This is a genomic window from uncultured Arenimonas sp. (genome assembly GCF_963976025.1).
Lineage (GTDB): Bacteria > Pseudomonadota > Gammaproteobacteria > Xanthomonadales > Xanthomonadaceae > Arenimonas.
The window spans coordinates 1-3,632 of the sequence record NZ_CAXBJS010000229.1; the positions used below are offsets into that span (position 1 = coordinate 1).

At 69.3% G+C, this 3,632-nt stretch carries 4 protein-coding genes; 2 read left to right on the forward strand and 2 right to left on the reverse strand.

The genetic code is table 11. From position 1 onward, the window contains the following. Positions 1-36: 36 nt before the first annotated feature. Complete coding sequence (htpX, locus tag AACZ35_RS13220) at positions 37-924, reverse strand: protease HtpX (RefSeq protein ID WP_339830059.1); 888 nt, start codon at positions 922-924, stop codon at positions 37-39. A gap of 81 nt (positions 925-1,005) precedes the next feature. Between htpX and gluQRS the strand changes: the two genes are divergently transcribed. Both gluQRS and phaR read left to right on the forward strand, forming a co-directional pair. Then, positions 1,006-1,893, forward strand: coding sequence for a tRNA glutamyl-Q(34) synthetase GluQRS (gluQRS, locus tag AACZ35_RS13225; protein ID WP_339830061.1), 888 nt, complete (start codon positions 1,006-1,008; stop codon positions 1,891-1,893). Between the two features lie 84 nt (positions 1,894-1,977). Beyond that, a complete protein-coding gene (gene phaR, locus AACZ35_RS13230) occupies positions 1,978-2,475 on the forward strand; it encodes a polyhydroxyalkanoate synthesis repressor PhaR (RefSeq protein ID WP_339830063.1) in 498 nt (165 codons plus the stop codon). 4 nt (positions 2,476-2,479) lie between these two features. On the opposite strand, the gene AACZ35_RS13235 is transcribed toward phaR, so the two are convergent. Continuing rightward, a partial coding sequence (locus AACZ35_RS13235; RefSeq protein ID WP_339830065.1) for a formylglycine-generating enzyme family protein occupies positions 2,480-3,632 on the reverse strand: 1,153 nt, incomplete at its 5' end.

A 3,632-nucleotide genomic window follows, 5' to 3' on the forward strand; every position in this document is an offset into this window, starting at 1 on the left:
GCCCGCAGATGAACTACGACTTCGGGTAAAGCCCGATCAGATCGTCGCCGGCATGTTGCGCAGGGCGTTGATGCGCTCTGCCAACGGCGGGGGGGTCATGAAGAGTTTGCGCAGGCCGTGGCCGACGGCGCCGGAGATACCGAAGGCGCGCACTTCCTTGGGCAGCGTGCTTTCGCCGTAGGTCTGCGACAGGCGCTCGAGCGCGGCGATCATCTTCTCGCGGCCGGCCAGGCGGGCACCGCCCTCGTCGGCCCGGAACTCGCGCCAGCGGCTGAACCACATCGCCACCACCGAGGCGAGCATGCCGAAGATGATGTCCAGCACCAGCACCGTGATGAAGTAGAACGGACCGGTGCCGCCATCGCGGTTGCCGCTGAGCGCGGCGTCGATCACGCGGCCGACGATGCGCGAGAGGAAGATCACGAAGGTGTTCAGCACGCCCTGGATAAGCGCCATGGTGACCATGTCGCCGTTGGCGACGTGGCTGACTTCGTGGGCCAGCACCGCCTCGGCCTCGTCGCGGCTCATCGCCCGAAGCAGGCCGGTGGACACCGCCACCAGCGAATTGTTGCGGCTCGGGCCGGTGGCGAAGGCGTTGATTTCCGGCGCGTCGTAGATGCCCACTTCCGGCATCGCGATGCCGGCGGCTTCCGACTGCCGCTTCACGGTGGCCAGCAGCCAGGCCTCGCCTTCGTTGCGCGGCTCGGTGATCAGGTGCAGGCCGGTGGTGCGCTTGGCCATCCACTTGGAAATGGCCAGGGAGATGAAGGCGCCGCCGAAGCCGAAGGCCGCGGCGAACAGCAGCAGGGCACCGTTGTTGCCCAGGCTGATGCCGAAGACGTTCTGCAGCACGCTCATCACGATACCCAGCAGGACCAGCACCGCCAGGTTGGTGGCAAGGAACAGGGCGACTCGCTTGAACATGGGGGTTTCTCTCGTGGGGGTGGCGGCGGGGCCGCCGTTCTGGGGTTAAATGTACGCAGTGACGGTTAAATTCAAGTGGTGATGCAAACCGAGCCTTCCTACATCGGCCGCTTCGCGCCCTCGCCCACCGGCCCGCTGCACTTTGGTTCGCTGGTGGCGGCCCTGGGCAGCTGGCTGTTCGCGCGCCAGGCGGGTGGCCGGTGGCTGGTCCGCATCGAAGACCTCGATCCGCCGCGTGAAGTTCCGGGCGCCGCTGAACGCCAGCTCGCCACCCTGGTCGCCTTCGGCCTGGTGCCGGACGAGGCGCCCTGGTTCCAGTCCACCCGTGGCGATGCCTACGCCGCGGCGCTGGCCACCCTGCTGGCCTCGGGCGACGCCTTCGAATGCCACTGCAGCCGCAGCGACCTGGAGGCCAGCGGCGGCGTGCACCGGCGCTGCGTCGGCCAGCCGCGCCCCGGCCGGCCGCCGGCCATCCGCCTGCGTTTGCCCGACGGCGAGCTGGCTTTCCATGACCGCATCCAGGGCGAGTTCCGGCAGGACCTGGGGCGCGAGGCCGGAGACGTGGTGCTGCGGCGCGCCGATGGCTTCTGGGCCTACCAGCTGGCTGTGGTGGTGGACGACGGCGCCCAGGGCATCACCGACATCGTGCGCGGCGCCGACCTGCTCGATTCCACGCCGCGGCAAATCTACCTGCAGCAACGCCTGGGCCTGCCGACGCCGGCCTATGCGCACCTGCCGGTGGTGCACGACGCGCAGGGGCGCAAGCTGGGCAAGTCACTGGCGGCCCTGCCGGTGCACGACCACGACCCGATGCCGGCGCTGCGCGCGGCCTGGTTGTTCCTGGGCCAGGATCCGGCGCAGTTGCCCGCCGCGGGCACGCCGGCGCAGGTGCTGCCGGCCGCCGTGCCTGCCTTCGATCCGACCCGCATACCGCGTGAAAACCGCTGGTCGCCCGTGCAGGGAAAGTGAAGGCAGCGACTGCTGCTTGCATCCCGCAGTCGCGTGGGGGATGCTCCGGGGCCCGTCCGTCGTCGCGAACTTCCGGTGCCCTGCATGTCGCATGTCCGCATCATCAAGAAGTACCCGAACCGCCGCTTGTACGACACCGAGATCTCCAGCTACATCACGCTCGAAGACGTGCGCCAGCTGATCGTGGACGGCGAGGCTTTCGTGGTGCGCGACGCGCGCAGCGGCAATGACATCACCCGGCCGGTGCTGATGCAGATCATCGCCGAGCACGAAGAACACGGGCAGCCGATCTTCACCACCGAGCTGCTGACCCAGGTCATCCGTTTCCGCGGCGATTCCATGCAGGGGCACCTGGGCAGCTTCCTCGAGCGCAGCCTGCAGTTTTTCCTGGAACAGCAGCAGCAGATCCGCGGCCAGATCGGCAATCTCGTCGGCCAGGCGCCCTGGGCCCTGCTCAACCAGCTGGCCGAGCGCAACCTGGATCTGTGGCGTTCCTTCCAGCAGGGCCTGGGCAGCGGCGGCAGCAGTACCGGCGCGTCCACCCGCAAGTCGCCGCGCACGCCGAAGTCGCGCGTTCGCTGAATCCCTAGAGGTCGCGCACGACCCGGAAACCAACGCGGGCGTTGGTGGTGTCGGCCGGCGTCGACTGCCGGTAGGCCGAACGCGCACGGTCGAGCGAACTGGCCCAGGACGCGCCGCGGATCACCCGGTCGCTGCAGCCCGGGTTGACCCAGGCCGTGCCGTCGCGCGGCGCGCGCCGGTAGCTGTCGTGCCAGCAATCGAGCACCCATTCGCTGACGTTGCCGACCAGGTCGAAGGTGCCGAAGGCTTCGGCCGGGTAACTGCGCACCGGCGCCGGGCCCCAGTGGCCGTCGCTGTAGCCGGGAATGGCATTGGCCCACTGGCGCTTTAGACGCGACTGGTCGCCGTCGCCGGTGAGGTTGCCGACCACGCGCGTGGGCACGCCCTTGCCCCAGGGCCAGGCTTCGTCGCGGCCGGCGCGAAGGGCGTACTCGAATTCGGCTTCGCTGGGCAGGCGGTAACGCTGGCCGGTCTGCGCCGACAGCCAGGCGGCGTAGGCCTGGGCGTCCTCGAACGAGACATGCACCACCGGCAGGTCCGGCGTGGCCGGCGCACCGGCGTAATCACGCCGCCAGTCCACGCGGCCGTGTTCGCCCATCACGCCGCCTTTTTCGTCGTAGACGGTGGAACGTCCCCGGCGCGTGGCCAGTGAACGGTGACCGCTGGCTTCCACGAAGGCGCGGAACTCGGCCACCGTGGTCTCGTTGCGGGCGATGGCGAAACCACGCTCGAACTCCACCTCGTGGCGCGGACCTTCGTTTTCATGGCGGCCGGTTTCGTCTTCGGGCGAACCCATGTGGAAGCTGCCGTAGGCAAGCACCACCATTTCCGGCGCTTCGCCGCCGGACGCCAGCGGTTCGCGGAACACCTGGCCGGGGCGGAAGTGGCCGTAGTGTCGCGCCAGTTCGATGCGTTCGCGCAGGCCGTCCAGGCCCTGGGCCTGCAGCGACACCTGTTCGGCTTCGGCCAGGCGGCGCGCGGCCAGTTCCAGGTCCAGCGCGTCCACCGCCGAATGGCCCTGGGCCAGCAGCGCTTCGGTACGCGCCTGTCGCAGTTCGACGATGCGCGCGATCATGTCCTGCAGCGCCGCGGAGTCGGGAATGATGCGGCCGGCTTCGGCCTGCAGGCGTTCGGACGCCAGGTAGTCGCCCTTCTGC

Bases quoted from the DNA above. Each gene is read 5' to 3' on its own strand.
- phaR (WP_339830063.1), top strand. From the start codon at position 1,978: ATGTCGCATGTCCGCATCATCAAGAAGTACCCGAACCGCCGCTTGTAC.
- htpX (WP_339830059.1), bottom strand. From the start codon at position 924: ATGTTCAAGCGAGTCGCCCTGTTCCTTGCCACCAACCTGGCGGTGCTG.
- gluQRS (WP_339830061.1), top strand. From the start codon at position 1,006: ATGCAAACCGAGCCTTCCTACATCGGCCGCTTCGCGCCCTCGCCCACC.